Consider the following 18,684-nt stretch of genomic DNA (forward strand, 5'->3'; position numbering starts at 1 on the left):
TACTTTGCTTGAATTTGTGGAAAAAAAGTGAATAGAAAGCGCCTTTTTTGCTCAATCTAACATTTAGGGAGATGGAAGAAGTTGTTGGGATTGGTAACGAATATAAAAAAGCCCCGCACATTGGCGAGGCTAATTATTATTTACTGTCTATTTAGCGTGAGCTTATAGAGACTCAGTAAATGTACGTGCGATTACGTCAGCTTGTTGCTCTGCAGTTAGAGAGTTAAAGCGAACAGCGTAACCAGATACACGGATTGTTAGCTGAGGGTATTTCTCAGGGTGCTTAACTGCGTCTTCTAGAGTGTCGCGGTTAAGAACGTTCACGTTAAGGTGTTGACCACCTTCAATGCCAGCTTCGTGGTGGAAGTAACCATCCATTAGGCCTGCAAGGTTCGCTTTCTGACCTTCAGCATCTTTACCAAGAGCGTTAGGTACGATAGAGAACGTGTACGAGATACCATCTTGTGCATCAGCAAACGGTAGTTTACCTACAGACGTTAGTGACGCTACAGCACCTTTCTCATCACGACCGTGCATTGGGTTAGCACCAGGAGCGAAAGGAGCACCAGCACGACGACCGTCTGGAGTGTTACCTGTTTTCTTACCGTATACAACGTTAGATGTAATAGTAAGAACTGACTGTGTAGGGATAGAGTTACGGTAAGTCTTAAGCTTACGGATCTTGTTCATGAACGTAGAAACTAGTTCACAAGCGATATCATCTACACGAGCGTCGTTGTTACCGTATTTAGGGTAATCGCCTTCGATTTCGAAGTCAGTTGCGATGCCATCTTCGTCGCGGATTGGTTTAACAGTCGCGAACTTGATTGCAGATAGTGAGTCAGCTGCAACAGATAGACCTGCGATACCACAAGCCATAGTACGACGAACGTCACGGTCATGAAGAGCCATTAGAGACGCTTCGTAGCTGTACTTGTCGTGCATGTAGTGAATGCTGTTTAGTGCAGTCACGTATTGCTTAGCTAGCCAGTCCATGAATGTGTCTAGGCGAGCCATTACGTCATCGTAGTTAAGAACTTCGTCAGTGATCTTGTCAGAAACAGGACCTACTTGAAGTTTAAGCTTCTCATCTACACCGCCGTTGATTGCGTAAAGCATTGTTTTCGCAAGGTTAGCACGAGCACCGAAGAACTGCATTTGCTTACCAACGATCATTGGAGATACACAACAAGCGATAGCGTAATCATCAGACTCTAGGTCAGGACGCATTAGGTCATCATTTTCGTACTGGATAGAAGAAGTATCGATAGACACCTTCGCACAGAAACGCTTGAAGCCGTCAGGTAGTTGCTCAGACCAAAGAACAGTGATGTTTGGCTCTGGAGAAGGACCCATAGTGTATAGAGAGTTTAGGAAACGGAAGTTAGAACGCGTTACTAGCGTACGACCGTCGATACCCATACCACCCATAGACTCTGTTGCCCAGATTGGGTCGCCAGAGAATAGCTCATCGTACTCAGGAGTACGTAGGAAACGAACCATACGTAGCTTCATTACGAAGTGGTCGATCATTTCTTGAGCTTCAACTTCAGTGATCTTGCCAGCAGCGATATCACGCTCGATGTAGATGTCTAGGAAAGTCGAAGTACGACCTAGAGACATTGCAGCACCGTTTTGAGACTTAACAGCCGCTAGGTAAGCGAAGTAAGTCCATTGGATAGCTTCTTGAGCAGTTTGAGCTGGCTCAGAGATATCGAAGCCGTATTTAGCAGCCATCTCTTTGATTTGACCTAGAGCGCGGTGTTGCTCAGAGATCTCTTCGCGAAGTTGCATTGTTTCTGCTAGGTTTTCGCCACTTTCGAATTGCTCTTGAAGAGAAGCAAACTGAGCTTGCTTGTCTTTCATTAGGAAGTCGATACCGTATAGAGCTACACGACGGTAGTCACCGATGATACGACCACGGCCGTAAGCATCTGGAAGACCAGTTAGAACACCAGACTTACGACATTTTAGGATGTCAGGTGTGTAGATATCGAAAACACCTGCGTTGTGTGTTTTACGGTATTCAGAGTAGATTTTAGAAACAGCTGGATCCAGAGTTTCACCGTATGCTTTACAAGAACCCTCAACCATACGAATACCACCGTTAGGGATGATCGCACGCTTAAGTGGTTTCTCTGTTTGAAGACCAACGATAGTTTCTAGATCTTTTTCGATGTAACCCGCATCATGAGAAGTGATGGTAGAGATAACAGAAGTATCGAAATCTACAGGTGCTTTAGTTGCGTTTTCCTGTTTGATACCTTCCATTACCGAAGCCCAAAGCTTGTTAGTAGCCTCAGTACCTTCAGAAACTAGGAAAGACTCGTCGCCTTCATACGGCGTGTAGTTCTTTTGAATGAAATCACGAACGTTTACTTCGCTTTGCCACTCACCTGCAGCAAAATCTTCCCAAGCTTTAGCAAATTGCTCTGCCATGACATACCTACCTTTTTAGTAGAAAAAACACGTACATTAACACTGTTGAGCCAGCGCCCCTCGTAAGGGTAGTACACTCTTATTAATAACAATATATATGAGCATATGTGCTTCATATGGTTATATATATTGTCACTACTTTTTATATGTTGTCTTTACTCTATGTAATCAAGACTACGCTAAAAAATTTCTGCAAACCTTAAACTAAATCAATAAATGCTAAAAAAAGTTGAAAAAATTTGAGTGACAGGGGTTGCCACCCAAACTTTTTTTTAATCCGGTTACTACTTTTGTGTAGTAAAGGAGGTTATAGCCAAGCTTTTAGACCATATTGACTTTCTAGCATACCAACTGCAAGCATTGCTACTAGACAGATAACCAAAACACCAACTGGGATAACAATCTTGTCTACAAATGATAGACGCTTAGCACGCTCTTTATCACCAATTAGGCCGTTGTTATCTAGAAGCATAGTCAGTGCCCATGCTAGTACTGGGTTAACAACCGCTGAACCGAAGATACAGATACCAGCTGCTTGAGAGTCTTTTGAGTCTTTAACCATCTGCATACCCGCTTCAAGTAGAGGTAGAGATACACCTACAAGTAGCGCAACACGCATCACTGGTGGCCATACTGCGACATCCATTGGGAAACCAAGAATCGCAACAATAATACATAGAGAGCCAAGCAAGATTGCGCCGCCAGGGATTGGACGTTTCGCGATAGCTGCTGGGATCATGTATGTACCCCAAGATGAAGTGATGTTACCACCACCAACTGCTGTACCTACCATTTGACGAACTGAACACATAGTCATTGTGTCATCAACATCCATCAGAACTTTTTCAGACTTTTTAGGGTAGTTCAGTTCTTGGAAGATACGGTGACCTAGGAAGTCTGGTGACCACATTGCTACCGCTAGGATTGCAAATGGTAGAGAAGCGATGAAGTGCTCAACGTTTGGTAAACCAAGCATCCAACCTTCTTCAGTAGAACCCCACCAGTAGATTGGGTTTAGGTTTGGAATGCCTGTTTCAGTTACGAATTTGATATCGAAACCAGCACCAAGTACTAAAGCAATAGCTAGACCAGTGAAAGCACAAACAGGGATTGCTAACCAACGCTTGTTCACTTTAGCAAGGAAAGCGTATAGGCCGATGGTAACGGCAAGAACAATCAAACCAATGTAACCCATGCTACCAGCAGCAACAGTGTCAGACTGAAGACCAACCGCCCAAGCTTGAATAGAGTTGATTTGGCTCATGGTACCGGTTAGACCCAAGAAGATGAGCAAGCCACCCGCAGTACCTTCAGAAGTCAGGTTGACGAGCTTAGACCCACCCTTTAGGAAACTAAGGATAAGACCGAAGACACCGATAAGGATTGCCAATGCAAGAGGGTGAGCACCAGCAAGAGCGATGGTACCAATAAGAGGAATCATTGGGCCGTGGTTACCGGCGAGGTTTGCTTTAGGGTTGAAGAAACCAGAAGCAAGGATACAGAATAGCAGTGCAGGGATAAGCATTTCTACACGAGCAACTTCGATAGCAAACTCTTTACCAAGGTTTACGTGGTCCCAAGCTTGAGTTAGACCTTCAGCCCAAGACATCATTACTGCAGAGTACATCGCGATGATACCAATGGTACCAGCCAGTGCAGGAACAAGGTCTTCGAGTTCAAAGCGGAAATCACGGCCTGGAAGGTTTAGGCCAAAGCGACGAGGCTTCATGATTTGAAGTTCGTGATCTAGATAATCTGAGCGGTTCTCAAATTCAGAAGCAGGGCGGTGCAGCTCTTTATAGCTTTTCTCTTCTACTTCAGAGTTCGCATTATTGACAACGTCTGACATAGATTCCTCATATTTTTATGTTAGTAATTCAAAATTGAATTCTATAATTTCGCGTAATTGTGTTATTTCTTAGTTATAACTCATTAACATTTTGTTGCACGGTATTGCTGTGCTTTATGCAGCTAAGTTAAAAGAAATGTATGGCATTTTTGATGCCTTATTGTGTGTTGAGGAGTCTAACAAGCTTACCCTTTAGGGTGATTGATCTTGATCACTTTATGAGTGTATGTGAAAGAAAGCTACAGAATGCAGCGTTCCATTAACGTGCTGTTGATAAATCGTGTAATTTTTTTTCACAAATTGACGTTTCCCTCCTTTTCGAAAGCATAGCTAATGGTGGGGTGCTCTGAATGACTGATTCTTATTGAGTTATTTCATTTTTACCTACCTTCCACGATACCCGGGCCCACCGCTTACAATACAGTAGCCTTAAAATAATTGTGGCTCATAGAGTGTGTCGCTTGATGAATTCGTATTTATGATCTTGTTGTTAACGACACTTCTTCGTTCACCAAACTTGTTTTTCTTGTGAGACGTTAGGCTACGAGAATCTCATTTTGGTTAACTTTATTTAAACAATGTAAGCGTTGGATTTATAGCTTATTGATAGAAGTCATTCATAAAATTGAGGTGAAAACGCTACCTTTTGCATAATAAGTCAGAGTGAAGTGCTATTTATTCCAAATTATTAGGTTAATAATTTGTTGCATGTTAATCCGTGTGGTGCTAGTTTGTATCGCATGAAAAGGTCGGAGTACCTTGCATTTTCACAAACTTGGGAGAGAAAGCGCATGAAAGATGTACCGGCGCTGGACATAAAGGATCTACACAAAACGTTTGGTCAAAATGAAGTTTTAAAGGGAATTTCACTTTCTGCGCATAAAGGCGATGTGGTATCGATTATCGGATCTTCAGGTTCGGGTAAAAGTACTTTCCTTAGATGTATCAACCTTCTAGAGACACCTACTGCAGGCGAGATTTGGGTTAATGGTGAATTAATTCAGATGAAAAATAACCGCCAAGGTGTGTCTGTCCCTGCTAATGAAAAACAAGTTCAACGAATCCGTTCTCGTTTGGCGATGGTTTTTCAGGGGTTCAACCTTTGGTCTCATCTGACCGTTCTCGAAAATGTTATTGAAGCACCTGTTCATGTATTAGGTGTACCTAAAGCACAAGCTATTGAAAATGCAGAGCTACTGCTTAAGAAAGTAGGCCTGTATGAGCGTAAAGATTACTACCCAGGTCACTTATCTGGAGGACAACAACAACGTGCTGCGATTGCAAGAGCGCTAGCGGTTGATCCTGAAGTAATGCTGTTTGATGAACCAACATCCGCACTTGACCCTGAATTAGTTGGGGAAGTGCTTGGCGTAATGCGTGATCTAGCAGAAGAAGGAAGAACCATGCTTGTGGTAACACATGAAATGGCTTTTGCTCGTGACGTATCAAACCATGTGATGTTCTTACATCAAGGCTTAGTGGAAGAACAGGGCGACCCAGCTAAACTGTTTACGAACCCAGAGTCTGAGCGATTACAACAATTTATCTCCTCGATCTACTAATTGGTCTTGGCTGGTGAATGGCGAAATAGAACAGAATTGAAACATTACTGCTAAGGTCAATGGCGGTGGTGTAAACAATGAAACACAACAACACAGCTCAATAAGCAAAACAATATTAAAACTAGCAAAACATAAAAACCTAAATCACAGGAGTAGGGATATGAAAAAGTGGTTATTAGTCGCGGCACTTGCTGCAACTGCGGCAACAGGCGTAGCTCAAGCGAAAGAATGGAAAACAGTACGCTTTGGTATTGAAGGTGCTTACCCTCCATTTAGCTGGACAGAAGCAGATGGTTCACTGAAAGGCTTTGACGTGGACATGGCTAACGCGCTTTGTACTGAAATGCAGGTGCAATGTAAGATCGTTGCACAAGATTGGGATGGTATTATTCCTTCTCTACTTGCTCGTAAATATGATGCGATCATCGCGGCAATGTCTATCACTGAAGAGCGTAAGAAGAAAATCGACTTCACTGGTAAATATGCACTTATCCCAAACAAGTTCATCGCTAAGAAAGGCGCTGGCCTTAACTTCGATGACCTAAGCGGTCAAAAAATTGCTGTTCAACGTGCAACAACTCACGATAAATATCTAACAGACAACTACGGCGACACGGTTGAAATCGTTCGTTACGGTTCTTTCGATGAAGCTTACCTTGATCTAGCAAACGGCCGTGTTGCCGCTGTACTAGGTGATGCTTCTGCTCTAGAAGAAGGTGTACTGAACAAAGCGGGCGGTGAAGCGTACGAGTTTGTTGGTCCATCACTAACAGATCCTAAGTGGTTCGGTGAAGGTTTTGGTATTGCTCTACGTAAGCAAGACAAAGACCTAACGAAGAAGCTAGATGCGGCGATCCTTTCTCTACGTGAAAAAGGCATCTACCAAGATATCGCGGCTAAATACTTCAACTACGACGTATACGGTCAGTAATCTCTAGCGTCACTTCTTAAGGGAGAGGCAATCCTCTCCCTGTCTTACCAACTTTTTCGCAGTTCTGTTGGAATTCATTATGTTTGATTTACAAGGATATGAAGTATCGATCCTGAAAGGGGCGCTGCTTACAATCGAAGTTGCTTTGCTGTCGCTCATTTTAGCTATGGTGCTCGGTATGTTAGGAGCCTTGGCAAAGCTTGCGCCATATCGCTGGGCTCGTGCTATTGCAACTCTTTACACAACCGTCATCCGAGGCATTCCCGATCTCGTATTGATGATGCTGATTTTCTTTGGTGGACAGATCCTTTTAAACAACAGTTTGTATTCCATCAATGAGTGGCTCAATGAATGGTTCACATCCAGCGATCCTAACCATGAGTGGACTTCTTACTTACCAGATTATATTGATGTCAGCCCATTTGTTGCTGGTGTCTTAACCATAGGCTTCATCTTTGGCGCCTACATGGCAGAAACGTTCCGTGGTGCGATCATGGCTGTCGACAGCGGTGAAATGGAAGCAGCAAAGGCTTATGGTATGAGCCCTGTGTTAGCTTTCCGTCGTATTCTACTGCCACAAATGATTCGTCACGCTTTACCTGGTTTTGGTAACAACTGGTTGGTTTTACTTAAAACCACGGCCTTGGTTTCCATTATCGGTCTAGAAGATATGGTGCGCGTTAGCGCATTAGCAGCCGGTTCAACCAAAATGCCATTTACCTTCTACATGGCAGTGGCACTTATCTTCTTGTTCTTCACTAGTGTATCGACTGGTTTACTTAAACTTGTTGAACGCAAATTTAGCATCCACGCGAGGTAGTTATGGACTTTTCATTGATAATTGAAAGCCTACCGATTTACCTTGGTGGTCTATGGACAACGGCTTGGATGGTTTGTGTCGCTTTGATTATTGGCTTGTTTGTTGCCATACCATTAGCTATCGCTCGTAACAGCCACAATATGCTGATTAACGCACCTGCGTGGTCGTTTATCTATTTCTTCCGTGGCACACCGTTACTGGTACAGCTTTACCTGATTTACTACGGCATGGATCAGTTCTTCCCAGTGAAAGACACCTTGTGGGAAAACGCTTGGTTCTGTGCCTTGGTGGCATTCATCCTAAATACTTCTGCTTACACGGCTGAAATTATCCGTGGTGCAATCAACGGCTTACCGAAAGGTGAGGTGGAAGCGGCAAAAGCATACGGCATGAGCACGCCGAAGACTTACCGTCGTATCATTTTACCAAGTGCTTTACGTCGTGCACTGCCGGCTTACAGTAACGAAGTTATCTTCATGCTTCACGGATCTGCGGTAGCAGGTATCGTAACCATCATGGATTTAACAGGTGCAGCGCGTTTGGTTAACTCACGTTACTATGCTCCATTTGAGTCGTTCCTAACTGCAGGTCTGTTCTACATGGCGCTAACGTTTATCATCATTGCGATTTTCAAATTCGCAGAGAAACGTTTCTTAGCTTACCTAAGACCACTTAGCTAATTGCATTCTAAATAGTTAAAAAACGGCGCTCATTGAGCGCCGTTTTTTGTATCGACAGAAAAATCGGAGGTGGCTTTATGAGAGGCTCACCTATGAAAGTTATCGATTGTTCAAAACAGTTAACTTGCTTCAAATTGCGTTCACACATTCATTAGAATAATTGCTTTAGATTTAACTATAGATAGACTCGGCGAAATTTTGTTGTTGTATGGAATAATGATGAAAAAGAGTAGCTTGCTGTCTCACTTTGTTGTTTTTGTTATCGCGTTATCACTTTTAGGGTGTGGCGGTGGTAGCGGCAGTGAAAGTGTTCAAACTGGTTCTGGTGGTTCTGGTGGTTCTGGTGGTTCTGGTGGTTCTGGTGGTTCTGGTGGTTCTGGTGGTTCTGGTGGTTCTGGTGGTTCTGGTGGTTCTGGTGGTTCTGGTGGTTCTGGTGGTTCTGGTGGAGGAGGTAATGACGGCGATGGAAGTAGTGAGCCGGATATAACGCCAATTCCACAAACTGCTGTTCAAAAAGCGTTGTCGACAGGTAATGCTTCTTATGTCGTTAATCCCTCGGAGTTTGTTGAGGCAAGCCAAGCATTGGTTGCTCAATACAACGAAGACTACAGTCATATTAAACAAGCCTTATCTCAAAGCCCAGAAGGAGAGCCACTGCGTAATCTCCACTGGGACCCAACCCATGATACGGCTATCATCTTACCTACTTATGGTTTTAACGATGTCATCTTGAAAACGAATAAAGCGATGCATGATGGCTACTCCGATCAAGAGCTGGTGGTTGGTGTTGCGGGTTATACTGCGACTAAAGGGCGTTATGCAGCACTTGCGAGTAACCCATTTAGAACGAAGCAACGTTTTCCTGATTCTGTTAATGAAGAGATGAACACTTGGCTGAAGAATCTGGTTACCTGGGTTTCAGGAACTGATGCGCCAAAAAATGTGGTTTTAGCTCAGCTCGATCAGTCTTATTACTTTCCGGATGATCAAGCGACAAGGAACTGGTTAACTGACAACATGAATGCCTCAGTGATTGCCAACACAGACGATGCTTGTGATGGCAGTCAATTAAGTCAGTGCCTTGAAGACAATAGTCCTGATTTGTTGATCTTGTCTCAAAAATTGAATGCCGGGGATAGTATTGGTGATGTTGTACAAGGGCTACGTTTGGCGTTTGAGAAAAGCATTCCGGTGCTTTACTTGCATCTCGATGGCGGTATGACGGACTTAGGTAATGCCTTGTTTGCTGAAATGCACATGACTTATGTCGGTGACAACTATTGGCGTAAGCTTGGTCTGTCTAATTGGGATTCAACACAGCTGATTAATCAAATACCGGATAATATTGTTCAACAGCAAGCGCTTTTACAAAGGCTGAAAGACGACAGTTTCACCGTTGATTTAAGCACCTGTGATGACAAATCTTGCCCCAATGAATCCAATATGGATGAAGAGTTCTATACCGCCGCAAACAGCATTCGCGCGCACCTAACGTCGCTGGATAGCAAGAAGGTCGATCTGTTTGCAACGGATGATTATGAGTATGAAAAGCTGTTATTGCTACTTGCTGACCAATACCGTCAAGATGTTCAGTACCCAATGGGTAAGGGCGTGACAGAGAGGATTGATTTTCTTCGTTCTTACTACAGTGATTACGTGTCATACAACAGTCGACTGTATAACGCGGCGCAACCAAGCCTAGGTAACTTCAGTACCAAGAGTTTTGAGAACGTACCGCTCGTCACGAAAACCGTTACCTTAGAGTCTAAAAGACATTTCCGATCCGCTGGTTTGTATGCCTTGCCGGGTAAGACTATTAAGGTGACTCGCTTAGACAATAACGATGTGGCAACGTCTATTGCATTTAATACATTGCGTAGCGGCGCGACACACGAGTTTTCGGGGAATGACGGTTACGCTCGGCCAAAGTTTTTAACCTCGGTAACCTATCCAGTGAAACCGGGAGAGACGATTTCTCTCACTTCAGCTTATGGTGGAACGCTACAGGTTCACTTTGATATCAATGATATTGACGTGGAACTGCGCTTTGAAAATGTCGCACAGCACCCTGTCTGGAGAAGTGAAGCGGACAACGAAAGCTTTGTTGCACAGCTTGAAGAAGGAAACTTTGATTGGGCTGAGCTGATTACCCCAGGGTTTGAAGTTCACTCAAAGCTGGAAAAAATGAAGGAATCTATCGGTTCAGATGACTGGGCTCAGCCACATGACATGGCACTTGCAACGGAGCGTTATGTTCACAATTTCCCTCATGCACTCGCTGGTTTTAAAGGCCCTGGGATTGATGAAATTGCTGAAATACACCAATACGGTGAAGACAAGGGCTGGCAGATTGAGACCATTGATATCGTAAAACATATGAACGCAGACCAAGCGAACTGCGGCTATGGTTGCTCAGGAAACCCTTATGATGCCTATTGGTCTTTTCATCCGCTAGGGCATGGTGACCTTCATGAGTTGGGGCATGGTTTGGAGCGAGGACGATTTAGATTTAGCGGTTGGGATGGACATTCAACAACGAACTACTATTCCTATTACAGTAAATCTCGCTACTATTTGGATACTAAGAGAGTGTCTTCTTGCCAGGGACTTGACTTCAAGGGGCAATATGAACTGCTACAAGAGAGCCGAAAACAGCCTGACCCCAATGCTTATATGGCACAGCAGAATCAAACCAGTTGGAGTTGGGGAGCAAGAATCTTCATTCAAATGATGATGTTGGCACAAGAGCAGGGCGTATTGGATTACGGCTGGCATATGTTAGGACGACTTCACTTGATTGAACGTGAGTTTAACCGCCTTAAATCGAGTGATGAACTATGGAATGCTAATAAACAAAACATCGGCTTTGATAGCTACTCTCGCGATGAAGCAAACCAGATTTCCAATGATGATTGGTTGTTGATCGCACTGAGCTACGTGAATGAACGTGATATGAGAAACTACTTAAACATGTGGGGCTTCAACTTCTCGGATAAAGCGAAGCAACAAGTAGCGACTATGAGTTTAGCAATAACGCCGTTAACCTATTTTGCAAGTTCAAACCAAGGGTATTGTGTTGATGAGTTTGCTAAGAGGCCAATTAGTGTTGATGGAGTGACGGCTTGGCCACTTAACTAATGTAAAAAGGGGAACCGCAATGGTTCCCCTTTCATTTAGCAATTCATTACTTAAACGTTGACCAAATCGGCGCGTGGTCTGATGGCTTTTCGATACCACGTAGTTCGTAGTCGATGCCTGCTTCAGTACACTTATCTGCAAGTTTTTGAGTTGCTAGTACCACGTCAATACGAAGGCCGCGGTTGTCTACAAAACCTTTTGAACGGTAATCAAACCACGAGAATTGATCGTTAACTTCAGGGTGTAGTAGACGGAAGCTGTCCACAAAACCCCAATCCATCAATGTTTTCAGCCATTCACGCTCTTCTGGTTGGAACGAGCACTTACCCGTTTTCAACCAACGTTTAGCGTTTGGTTCACCGATACCGATATCTGCGTCGATAGGGCTGATATTGATGTCACCCATCACGATGATCTGCTCATCTTTGTTGTGATGGTCGTTCAGGTAGGTCATCAAGTCTTTGTAGAACTCACGCTTGTATGGGTATTTGGTTTCATGTTTGATGTTGTCCCCTTGAGGGAAGTAGCCATTTAGCACAGTAACCTTTTCGCCATTTTCATCTTCAAACGTCGCCATGATCATACGTTTTTGATGGTCTTCATTGTCTGTTGGGAAACCCTTCTGCACAGAGATAGGCTCCTGCTTACACAGCATTGCGACACCGTAATGTGCTTTTTGGCCGTGGAAGTAGACCTTATAGCCCATTGCTTCAACATCAGCAATTGGGAAGGCCTCGTCGTGTACTTTGATCTCTTGTAAGCCAATCACGTCAGGTTGGTGTTTGTCGATAACCGCTTGCAGTTGGTGAAGGCGAGCTCTTAGGCCATTGATGTTGAAGCTAATTACTTTCATTTATTTTTATACCTCTCGTAAACCTTTGCCTATAGTGCAGCAAAGGTTTGTTGATTTGGTGGGTTTGATAGTTAATTGTATTTAACCATGCTTAATAATGTATGTCGCCATTTGCAGAGACAAAATGGCGACATAAAATGACGTGACGACTTACGTTGAATCTATTGAGTCTTGAGTAAATCTAAAAAGAACGCGTACTCCAGCGCGTCTTCTTTTAGTCGCTTAAATCTCCCCGATGCACCGCCGTGACCTGCTTCCATGTCGGTTTTGAACACAAGTACATTGTTGTCTGTTTTCATCTCACGCAACTTCGCTACCCATTTCATAGGCTCAAAGTACTGTACTTGCGAATCATGCAGACCTGTTGTCACCAACATGTTCGGGTAGTTCTGAGCTTTCACGTTGTCGTATGGCGAGTAACTCAACATGTAATCGTAGTAGGTCTTATTATTTGGGTTACCCCATTCGTCGTATTCGTTGGTCGTTAGAGGAATCGACTCATCAAGCATGGTCGTTACTACATCAACAAATGGAACATGAGCGCCGATGCCTCGATATAGCTCAGGCGCTTGATTGATGATTGCTCCCATCAACAGGCCGCCAGCTGAACCGCCGACTGCGAACACTTTATCTTTCGCGCCATAACCTTCTTCAACTAGGCCTTTGGTGACATCGATGAAATCATTGAACGTGTTTTGTTTAGTCAGTTTTTTGCCATCTTCATACCAAGGACGTCCTAGCATTTCTGAACCACGAATATGTGCAATAGCGTAAACGAAGCCGCGATCAAGTAGGCTGAGGCGAACTGAGCTGAAGGTTGGTTCTATGGTTGAGCCATAAGAACCATAGCCGTATTGGTAAATAGGGTTAGTACCGTCTTTCTTGAATAGATCTTTGCGATAAACCAAAGAGACAGGTACTTGCTTACCATCGCGAGCCGTAATCATGATTCGCTCTGATTGGTAATTTTCCGCATCGAAATCACCTAATACCGGCGTTTGCTTCATGATTTCGGCCTCACCTGTATTAAGGTCAAAATCATAGTAAGTGCCAGGAGTCGTTAGGCTGCTGTAATAGATTCGAACTTTTGAGTTATCTAACTCATAGTTACTTGTTAGGTAGGCAGCAAAAGCGGTGTCGTTGAACTCAAGTGGAAATTCTTTACCTGTAGAGAGTTGACGAACCTTCACTGTAGACAATCCATTTGAACGCTGCTCGTAAACCAGATGATCATTAAACAGCTCAAAATCGACAAGTTGAGTGTTATCGTCAGCTGGAATGACATCGACCCATTTTGAACGGTCATGAATGTCTTCGGACGTGGCTTTCATTAAACGGAAGTTGACCGCTTGGTAGTTGGTGTAGATGTAATACCAATCCTCTAGCTTGGCGATGCTGTACTCAATACCCGTTTCTCTTGGGTAGAAAGCTTCGGCTTTTGCATTTGGATTGTTGGCATCAATAATTGAAACACCACTGGTTTCAGTACTCGAGTGCCAAATGTATATCTGCTCGCCATCTTTACTTTTGCTGATGCTGGTGTAGTAAGCGCTGTCAGCTTCTTCGTAGATCAGCTCATCGCTTGTTTGAGGTGTACCCAATACGTGGCGGTAAACTTGATAGCCGAGCAAAGTTTGTGGATCTTTTTTGATGTAGTAGAAGGCTTGGTTGTCGTTTTGCCATGCGATAGCGCTTGAAGCACCTTCAATTTCATCGTTTAGATATTCACCTGTCGTGAGGTCTTTAATCTTAATGGTGTAAATACGGCGGCTCAACGTGTCTTCGCCATAGGCCAACATATTTTCATTTGGGCTGATAGATAGACCACCAATGCTGAAGAATTCATGTTCTTTGGCGAGTTCGTTAACGTCTAAGATGACTTGTTTGTCTATTCCTAAAAAGTGTTTTTCGCGCAAATGAACTGGGTATTCGTTGTCACCTGTGACTTTATTTGAGTAGTAATAGCTACCTTTACGAACCGGTACCGAATTGTCGTCTTTCGCGATTCGGCCTTTGATCTCTTCAAATAACTGTTCTTGAGATGCTTCTGTGTGTTTCAGCACAGTCTCGGCATACTTGTTCTCTTGCTCGAGGTGCTGCAAGATTTCTGGATCTTGGCGTTCGTCATCACGCATCCAATAGTAATCATCAATTCGTGTGTCACCATGAGTCGTCATTGAATGAGGGACTTTCTTAGCAACGGGAGCTTGGGTTTGTTGGGCGATGAGTTGCGATGGAGAGTAATGATTCATGGTTGTTATTCCTTGATTGCTGCATCCGGCGACAAGCGCCACCGATACGGCTAATGTGGTTAAAGCGAAACGCATCTGTATATCCTTAGTGTGCACCTTACTCGTTTTATTGCCAGCATCCTATTTAGTGGTTAGTTTCCTTCCAGTGATATTATTTATAATTGGACTCTGGATATGCACTTTCAGCGTAAGTGTCTGTTATTGTTTTTAAAAAATCAAAGTAATGTTTGATTAAATTGATGGAAGACATCAGGCGAGGGTAAATGGGCAATAAAAAAGGGACACGCCTTTCAGCATGTCCCTCTGTTTGTGAGGCTAGATTTGCGTTCTACTTTAGATAGCCAATGGCATTTCGTTTGAGTGGTCAGGCTTACGATTAACCCAACGTAAACCAAGCATGGCGATAAGTGACATGGTAATCATCAAGCAACCCAATGGCAGTTGGTCTTGAGCTGGGAAGAACGATGCCAACAGTGTTGCAATACCGGCACCTAGGTTCTGCATACCACCTAAGATCGCACCACCTGTACCAGCGTGGTATGGAAATGGCGAAAGTGCGCCCGTTGTCGCGGCTGGAAATAAGATACCAGCGCCTAAGAAGTAAATGGTTGCACCGCCAATCAAAGTTAATGCGGTTGTTTGACCAAACAGACCTGGGATAAGCACGACAGCTGAGCCAACTAAGATCGAAACCAAACCAACATTCAGCGCGCGGCGTTCAGAACGGCGTTGCGCAATGTAACTCGATAGGCCAGCACCCACAAGGTAACCAGGAATCGGCAATACAAACAGTAAACTTACTGTGGTTGCTGGTAAGCCAAGTACACCACCAAGCAATACGCCAGCTGCTGCCTCGAACACTGCCACACCCGCAAATGTTGCCACTAGTACCAATAAGAAACCTTGGAAGCGTTTGTCAGACAGAACGAATTTGTAGCTGTTGACTACTGATTCATTCTTGCGTCGCTCTTTTGGCAATGTTTCCATCATGCTTGTCATCATGGTGATCACTACAGCGATACCAAACAGCGCTAGAAACAAGTAGCTAGAACGCCAACCGAAAGCTTCAGTTAGGTAGCCACCCAGTACCGGTGCCATTAATGGGGAGAAAATCACACACATGCTGATTAAGCTGTTTGCACGATGTAATTCAGCGCCCTCAAAACAGTCACGGGTCAATGTGCGAGACATCGCACCGCCACAACCAATTCCCAGTCCTTGAATAAAGCTACCCGCCAAGAACCATTCGTATTCATGAGCGAATAAGGCTATCAAGGTACCTACGATGTAGATGACTAAGCCTGCGACGATGATTGGTTTACGACCAAGCCGATCTGAAAGCGGGCCGTAAACAAATTGCGACAAACCATAAGGGATCAGGTAACACGCCATCACTGCTTGAAGTGAAGACGCAGAAACCAAGAACTCACCTGCCATATGACCGATAGAAGGCACGTACATCGTTTGAGTCATTTGACCTACGGCTGTCAGAATAGCGATTAAAAAGGTAAGTTTCGCTAATGGAAACGAGGCGGACATTTGCGTATCTCTCCAAAAATTAAAAACGTAAAAAACCTTAGCGCTCCATTAGGGAGTGCCAATTGAATAAAGTGATTAGGGAATCTAGGCGCGAGATATTAGAGTTTGATTGCCGAATTAGCAATCAAAAAGTGTGAACTTGATCAAGATAAAAATCTATATCATTTATTAGAAAAACTAATCCAAATTGCTGCGTAATAAAGAGAGGCAGAGAGGGCTTGTTTTACAAATCAATGCTATGACCACTGTAAAGTTCTTAGAACAACGACGAGTCGTCCTTAGCACATGAGTAGATTGTTTTGAAATCACAGGGGCAAAAGGCCAAAGACACGGCTTGTTAACATTTATGTAAACTTTCGTTTTATATGTAAGCGATTTGTGCTGTAATTATTCGCTAAGCTATTCGTCTAACTTATTTACATTGTGTGCAGCCATTCGTTGTCGATGTGATAGTTATGGTTATGGAAGTCTTTTGGCTTAAATAAGGATATTAAATGCGTTCTCTATCGGTACAGTGGAAAATAACTCTATTAGCGGGTTGTTGTTTAATCATTACGTCACTGTCTCTTATTGGTTTCTCGATCTATAACGCGACGAGCAATCAACAAGTCATCAAATCTCAAAGCTCAGAATCAGTGATCAATAAAACTCAGCAATTGTTGGCGTCTGTTTCTCAGCTTAATGCCCAAGAAACTCAACGTTATGTTGACGAAGCTATTTATCGCGCTGAGATGCTTGCGGCCAGTGCTCAGTTTCTAAAGAACAATGCAGATGAAAACTTTACGCCGAGTGAAGAGCTTCGTACTGCATTAGACGAAATGGTGCGCCGTTCAGTTTTAAACTTCGATTCAATTCAAGGTGCTTATCTAGTATTCAAGCCTGACTTACTTGATAGTGAAGATGCGAACTATGTCGATGCCGATTATGTAGGTTCTAACGAGAAAGGACGTTTCGCTCCTTACTGGAAGGTCGCGGATAATGGTGAGAATGTTCTCTCGAACGTGCTTTCGGAATCAACATTGAATGACAACAGCAATAGCGAGCGCTTTTACTGTCCGTTATCTTCAGGGCAAACCTGTATCAGCACCCCACGAGTGGTGAACAGCGGCGGTACAGAATTATTGACGTCCTCTATTTCAGTTCCAATTTTAGTCGACGATGTTGCGATTGGTTTTCTGGGTATCGACTTAAGACTTGATGGCTTAACCAGTGTGATTACTCAATCTGACCAGAGTTTGTTTAACGGTGCAGGTAAAGCATATGTGGTTAGCCTAGACGGCTCAGTTATCGCTTCTGACGATTCAAGCATTGCAGTTGGTTCTAATTTCCAAAGTGATAATACCAACAGTGACCTAATGACCGATTTTATCTTCGGCGGTGAAGTAACAACGCAGTGGAGCGAGAATGGTGAGTGGTTACTTGCGTTTGCACCTGTTGTTGCTGCTAACCAAACTTGGGGTGTGTTGTTTGAGATCCCAAGAGACAGTGTCGTCGCTGATGCAAATAAACTGGATTCCATTATTAGCACTAAGCTAAGTGAAGGTATCAAAACAGAAGTGATCGCCGGTACGGTATTTATTATCTTTGGTCTAGCTATTATCGCATTTGCTTCGTTGTCTATCGTGAAGCCGATTCGTCAGGTAGTGGAAAGGTTGAATGACATCGCTTCAGGTGAAGGTGATTTGACCCAGCGCTTAGAAGTGAAGTCTCAAGATGAAATCGGTCAGTTGTCGAAAGGCTTTAATCTGTTCCTAGATAAGCTGCAACATACGATCAAAGAAGTTATTCAAACCACAGAACAAGTGGCAAACACGACCAGTCAAGCGAAGGCATCAGCATCAAGTACTCGTGAAAGCAGCGAGTCTCAATTTAAAGAAGTGGATCTGGTAGCAACAGCGGCAGAAGAGATGACTCAAACTGCGGGCTTAGTGGTACAAAACGCAGAAGTTGCGGTAGACGCAGCTTGTGAGGCAAATCGTTCAGCTCAGCAAGGGCAGCAAGTTATCGAGCTTTCCGCTGGTGAAATGAGAAAGCTGGTGGAGCGCATGTCGAGCGCCGTGCCTATTGTTGAAGAGCTAGCGAAGAACAACGGTAATATCACCGAGATCTTAAGTGTTATCGAGGGGATCTCTGAACAGACTAACTTGTTAGCATTGAATGCAGCGATTGAGGCGGCTCGTGCTGGTGAGCAGGGGCGTGGTTTTGCGGTTGTTGCAGACGAGGTGAGAAACCTAGCAAGCCGTACACAATCATCCGTTGGTGAGATCAGAGCGGTGATCGATAAGGTTCATGCTGGTACACAAGATGTGGTAGAAGCGATCCAAGAAGGTAATATTCTTGCCAACGATACAGCGCTGCACGTTCAAAATGCAGTGGAGGATCTCGGCTCGATCTTTACCTCAATTGAAGCGATCAGTGATATGAACAATCAGATCGTAAGAGCAGCAGAAGAGCAACAATCGGTTTCCGGTGAAGTGAATCAGAGTGTGGTTAATATTCGAGACTTGAGTGCGAAGATCTTGGAACAAGCGGCAGCTTCTGAACAGGTGGGTAATGAAATTGATCAGCTGTCTCAGCAGCAACAGAAATTGGTTAATCAGTTCAAGGTCTAAACCTTAACC

11 protein-coding genes are annotated in these 18,684 nt (G+C 43.9%); 6 read left to right on the forward strand and 5 right to left on the reverse strand.

Features of this window, described 5'->3' with window-relative positions:
* Positions 1-162: 162 nt before the first annotated feature.
* Positions 163-2,439, reverse strand: coding sequence for a formate C-acetyltransferase (gene pflB, locus L0991_02940; protein XGB63033.1), 2,277 nt, complete (start codon positions 2,437-2,439; stop codon positions 163-165).
* Between the two features lie 307 nt (positions 2,440-2,746).
* Positions 2,747-4,288, reverse strand: coding sequence for a DUF3360 domain-containing protein (locus L0991_02945; GenBank protein ID XGB63034.1), 1,542 nt, complete (start codon positions 4,286-4,288; stop codon positions 2,747-2,749).
* Positions 4,289-5,079: 791 nt separating this feature from the next.
* Here L0991_02945 and L0991_02950 point away from each other — a divergent pair.
* From L0991_02950 to L0991_02970, 5 genes are all read left to right on the forward strand, one after another.
* Positions 5,080-5,850 (forward strand): ABC transporter ATP-binding protein, encoded by a 771-nt coding sequence (locus L0991_02950; protein ID XGB63035.1) that lies wholly within the window; start codon positions 5,080-5,082, stop codon positions 5,848-5,850.
* 160 nt (positions 5,851-6,010) lie between these two features.
* Complete coding sequence (locus L0991_02955; protein XGB63036.1) at positions 6,011-6,781, forward strand: ABC transporter substrate-binding protein; 771 nt, start codon at positions 6,011-6,013, stop codon at positions 6,779-6,781.
* Between the two features lie 79 nt (positions 6,782-6,860).
* Positions 6,861-7,601, forward strand: a complete 741-nt coding sequence (locus L0991_02960) for an ABC transporter permease (GenBank protein ID XGB63037.1) — start codon at positions 6,861-6,863, stop codon at positions 7,599-7,601.
* Positions 7,602-7,603: 2 nt separating this feature from the next.
* Complete coding sequence (locus L0991_02965; protein ID XGB63038.1) at positions 7,604-8,281, forward strand: ABC transporter permease; 678 nt, start codon at positions 7,604-7,606, stop codon at positions 8,279-8,281.
* 219 nt (positions 8,282-8,500) lie between these two features.
* Positions 8,501-11,419: an ImpA family metalloprotease gene (locus L0991_02970; GenBank protein XGB63842.1), complete on the forward strand. Its 2,919-nt coding sequence runs from the start codon at positions 8,501-8,503 to the stop codon at positions 11,417-11,419.
* A 46-nt stretch (positions 11,420-11,465) separates the two neighbouring features.
* Here the strand turns inward: L0991_02970 and xthA are convergent, their stop codons facing one another.
* From xthA to emrD, 3 genes are all read right to left on the reverse strand, one after another.
* Positions 11,466-12,272, reverse strand: coding sequence for an exodeoxyribonuclease III (gene xthA / locus L0991_02975; protein XGB63039.1), 807 nt, complete (start codon positions 12,270-12,272; stop codon positions 11,466-11,468).
* Positions 12,273-12,433: 161 nt separating this feature from the next.
* A complete protein-coding gene (locus tag L0991_02980; GenBank protein XGB63843.1) occupies positions 12,434-14,524 on the reverse strand; it encodes a S9 family peptidase in 2,091 nt (696 codons plus the stop codon).
* Between the two features lie 333 nt (positions 14,525-14,857).
* The gene (gene emrD / locus L0991_02985) at positions 14,858-16,063 is read right to left on the reverse strand and encodes a multidrug efflux MFS transporter EmrD (GenBank protein XGB63040.1); all 1,206 of its coding nucleotides are present in this window, start codon (positions 16,061-16,063) and stop codon (positions 14,858-14,860) included.
* Between the two features lie 494 nt (positions 16,064-16,557).
* Here emrD and L0991_02990 point away from each other — a divergent pair, with 494 nt between their 5' ends.
* A complete protein-coding gene (locus L0991_02990; protein XGB63041.1) occupies positions 16,558-18,675 on the forward strand; it encodes a methyl-accepting chemotaxis protein in 2,118 nt (705 codons plus the stop codon).
* Positions 18,676-18,684 lie beyond the last annotated feature (9 nt).

Source organism: Vibrio chagasii, from assembly GCA_041879415.1.
Classification (GTDB): Bacteria; Pseudomonadota; Gammaproteobacteria; order Enterobacterales; family Vibrionaceae; genus Vibrio.

Bases quoted from the DNA above. Each gene is read 5' to 3' on its own strand.
- L0991_02945 (XGB63034.1), bottom strand. From the start codon at position 4,288: ATGTCAGACGTTGTCAATAATGCGAACTCTGAAGTAGAAGAGAAAAGC.
- L0991_02960 (XGB63037.1), top strand. From the start codon at position 6,861: ATGTTTGATTTACAAGGATATGAAGTATCGATCCTGAAAGGGGCGCTG.
- L0991_02970 (XGB63842.1), top strand. From the start codon at position 8,501: ATGAAAAAGAGTAGCTTGCTGTCTCACTTTGTTGTTTTTGTTATCGCG.
- pflB (XGB63033.1), bottom strand. From the start codon at position 2,439: ATGGCAGAGCAATTTGCTAAAGCTTGGGAAGATTTTGCTGCAGGTGAG.
- L0991_02965 (XGB63038.1), top strand. From the start codon at position 7,604: ATGGACTTTTCATTGATAATTGAAAGCCTACCGATTTACCTTGGTGGT.
- L0991_02990 (XGB63041.1), top strand. From the start codon at position 16,558: ATGCGTTCTCTATCGGTACAGTGGAAAATAACTCTATTAGCGGGTTGT.
- L0991_02955 (XGB63036.1), top strand. From the start codon at position 6,011: ATGAAAAAGTGGTTATTAGTCGCGGCACTTGCTGCAACTGCGGCAACA.
- xthA (XGB63039.1), bottom strand. From the start codon at position 12,272: ATGAAAGTAATTAGCTTCAACATCAATGGCCTAAGAGCTCGCCTTCAC.
- emrD (XGB63040.1), bottom strand. From the start codon at position 16,063: ATGTCCGCCTCGTTTCCATTAGCGAAACTTACCTTTTTAATCGCTATT.
- L0991_02950 (XGB63035.1), top strand. From the start codon at position 5,080: ATGAAAGATGTACCGGCGCTGGACATAAAGGATCTACACAAAACGTTT.
- L0991_02980 (XGB63843.1), bottom strand. From the start codon at position 14,524: ATGAATCATTACTCTCCATCGCAACTCATCGCCCAACAAACCCAAGCT.